The sequence below is a fragment of the Devosia sp. genome, from assembly GCF_028290645.1.
GTDB lineage: Bacteria > Pseudomonadota > Alphaproteobacteria > Rhizobiales > Devosiaceae > Devosia_A.
In genome coordinates, this window is record NZ_JAQGJL010000355.1 from 1 (window position 1) to 2,960 (window position 2,960).

General features: G+C 67.3%; 3 protein-coding genes. All 3 read left to right on the plus strand.

The window, feature by feature from the left end; genetic code table 11:
• Window positions 1-205 precede the first annotated feature (205 nt).
• Entirely contained in the window at window positions 206-1,240 is a 1,035-nt protein-coding gene (locus tag JWQ89_RS18895) for an ABC transporter permease (protein WP_299643543.1), read from the plus strand.
• An 86-nt stretch (window positions 1,241-1,326) separates the two neighbouring features.
• Window positions 1,327-2,139: an ABC transporter permease gene (locus JWQ89_RS18900; protein ID WP_299643545.1), complete on the plus strand. Its 813-nt coding sequence runs from the start codon at window positions 1,327-1,329 to the stop codon at window positions 2,137-2,139.
• Window positions 2,136-2,960, plus strand: an 825-nt coding sequence (locus JWQ89_RS18905; protein ID WP_299643544.1) for an ABC transporter ATP-binding protein, incomplete at its 3' end; no start/stop codon positions are given. The genes JWQ89_RS18900 and JWQ89_RS18905, both read left to right, overlap by 4 nt.

Below are 2,960 nucleotides of genomic sequence, written 5' to 3' on the forward strand. Positions count from 1 at the left end.
GAGGAGCGACAACATCAGCGCCGGCGCGCGCTGCCCCCCACCCCTGCCCCCTCCCCCCAAACAGGGGGAGGGAGACCCTCCCGACCAGTCCTCACAACCTCGACACCGGCGCCAGTGGGGGCGTCTCCCTCCCCCTTCTTGGGGGGAGGGGACAGGGGTGGGGGGCCGCTCGCACCGGGTCCGCGGCCAAGCATCGGCGCGTCCGATGACCCGCCCCCTCCGCATCCTCCTCGGCCTCGCCTCCTGGCTCGCCACCGTCGCCATCACGCTCGTCGGCCTTGCCGCCCTCACCTTCTTCATCGGCCGCATCCTGCCGATCGATCCGGTGCTCTCCATCGTCGGCGAGAAGGCCAGCCCCGAGGTCTATAACCGGGTGTATCTCGAGCTCGGGCTCGACAAGCCGGTCTGGGTACAGTTCTGGGACTACATTTCGAAGCTCCTGCATGGCGATTTCGGCATCTCGTTCGCCACCAACCGGCCGGTGCTCACTGACCTGCTCAACTTCTTCCCCGCAACGCTCGAACTCTCGACCATCGGGCTCCTCATCGGCGTCGTCCTCGGCGTCCCCATGGGCGTCGCTTCGGCCTACTGGCACGAGAAATGGCCGGATCACGTGCTGCGCGTCGTCGGCCTTGTCGGCTATTCGGTGCCGATCTTCTGGCTCGGGCTCGTCGGCCTCTTCGTCTTCTACTACCTCCTCGGCTGGGTCTCCGGGCCGGGGCAGCTCGACGTGTTCTACGTCGGGGTGGTCCACCGCGTCACCGGCTCGGTGCTGATCGACAGCGCGCTGCAGGGCGAGTGGGAAATCTTCGCCAATGCCGTCAGCCACATGACGCTGCCGGCGCTGCTGCTCGGCTACTACAGCCTCGCCTATATCTCGCGCATGACGCGCTCGGTGATGCTCGACCAGCTGAGCCGCGAGTATGTGCTGACCGCCCGGCTCAAGGGCGCGAGCGAGCTCCGGGCCGTCGTCGGGCATGCGCTGCGCAATGCGGCGATCCCGCTGGTGACGGTGATTGCGCTGAGCTATGGCGGGCTGCTCGAGGGCTCGGTGCTGATCGAGACGATCTTCTCGTGGCCCGGCATCGGCAACTACATCTATTCCTCGCTGTTCGCCGCCGACATGAACGCCGTGCTCGGTGGTACGCTGCTGGTCGGGGTGGTGTTCGTCATTCTCAACATGCTGAGCGACGTGCTGTATCGCGCGCTCGATCCGCGCTCGCGGGAGTTCGCCAAATGAGCGTCGCGTCCGATCTGGTCGACCACCCCAAGCGCGCCGTGCGCGCCGCCCGCTGGGCCGAGTTCAAGGTCTTCGTCCGGCGCTTCATGCGCAACCCGCTGGGCGTTGCGGGGCTGGTCATCGTGGTGCTGCTGCTGGCATGCGCCATCTTCGCGCCGCTGATCGCGACGCACGACCCCTATCTGCCCAACCTCGCCGACCGGCTGGCGGCTCCGGGCTCGACCTATTGGCTGGGCGCCGACGAGCTTGGCCGCGACATCTACTCGCGCGTCATCTTCGGATCGCGCCTGACGCTGCTGATCGTGGGGCTGGTGATCGTCACCTCGGCGCCGATCGGGCTGATCATCGGCGCGGTGTCGGGCACCGTCGGCGGCTGGGTCGACGTGGTGTTCATGCGGGTGACGGACGTGTTCCTCGCCATCCCCAAGCTGCTGCTGGCGCTGGCGTTCGTCGCGGCACTCGGTCCGGGCATCGTCAACGCGGCACTCGCCATCACCCTCACCGCCTGGCCGCCCTATGCCCGCCTCGCCCGTGCCGAGGCGCTGGTGGTGCGCAACTCCGATTACGTCAACGCCGTGCGGCTCGCCGGCGCCAGCGAGTTCCGGATCATCGTCTTCCACATCATCCCGATGTGCCTTTCCTCAGTGATCGTGCGCATGACCTTCGACATGGCGGGCATCATCCTCACCGCGGCCGGGCTCGGCTTCATCGGGCTTGGGGCGCAGCCGCCGCTGCCCGAGTGGGGCGCGATGATCTCGACCGGCCGCAAGTTCATCTTCGACCAGTGGTGGGTGGCGACCGTGCCGGGCTTTGCCATCTTCATCGTGTCGCTGGGCTTCAACCTCCTCGGCGACGCCATGCGCGACCTGCTCGACCCGCACCTGAGGCAGCGCAAATGAGCAACCTCGTCGAGATCGAGAACCTCCACATCGCCTTCCGCAACGACGATGGCGGCTACAATGACGCGGTGCGCGGCGTATCGCTGTCGCTGGGGCGCGAGAAGCTCGGCATCGTCGGCGAAAGCGGTTCCGGCAAGAGCCTCACCGGCCGCGCCCTGCTCGGCGTGCTGCCCCCCTATGCAAAGGTCAGCGTCGACCGGATGCAGTTCGACGGCATCGATCTCAAGGCCGCGTCGCCAAGACTGCGCCGCTCGCTGCGCGGCGGCCGCATGGGGATGATCCTGCAGGACCCGAAATTCTCGCTGAACCCGGTGATGACAGTCGGCAAGCAGATCGTCGAAGCCATCCGCATCGGCGACCGCCGCATCTCGGGCGGCGAGGCAAAGAAACAGGCGCTGGGCATTCTCGAGGCGGTGCACATCCGCGAGCCGGAGCGCGTCTACAAGCTCTACCCGCACGAGCTGTCGGGCGGCATGGGGCAGCGCGTGATGATCGGCATGATGGTGGTGCGCGAGCCGGACCTCCTGATCGCGGACGAACCCACCTCGGCGCTCGACGTAACGGTGCGCACCCAGGTGCTCTCCATCCTCGACGAACTGGTGACGCGGCGCGGCATGGGGCTGATCTTCATCAGCCACGATCTCAACCTCGTCAGCAAATTCTGCGACCGGGTGATCGTCATGTATGCCGGCCACATCGTCGAAACGCTGGACGCGAAGAACCTGCACGCCGCGCGGCACCCCTACACGCAGGGGCTGCTCGCCTGCCTGCCCTCGATCGACGGCTCGCTGGAACCGCTGCCGGTGCTGACGCGCGACGCC

Coding starts and splice junctions, on each gene's coding strand:
- JWQ89_RS18895 (WP_299643543.1), top strand. CDS start 206: ATGACCCGCCCCCTCCGCATCCTCCTCGGCCTCGCCTCCTGGCTCGCC.
- JWQ89_RS18900 (WP_299643545.1), top strand. CDS start 1,327: ATGCGCAACCCGCTGGGCGTTGCGGGGCTGGTCATCGTGGTGCTGCTG.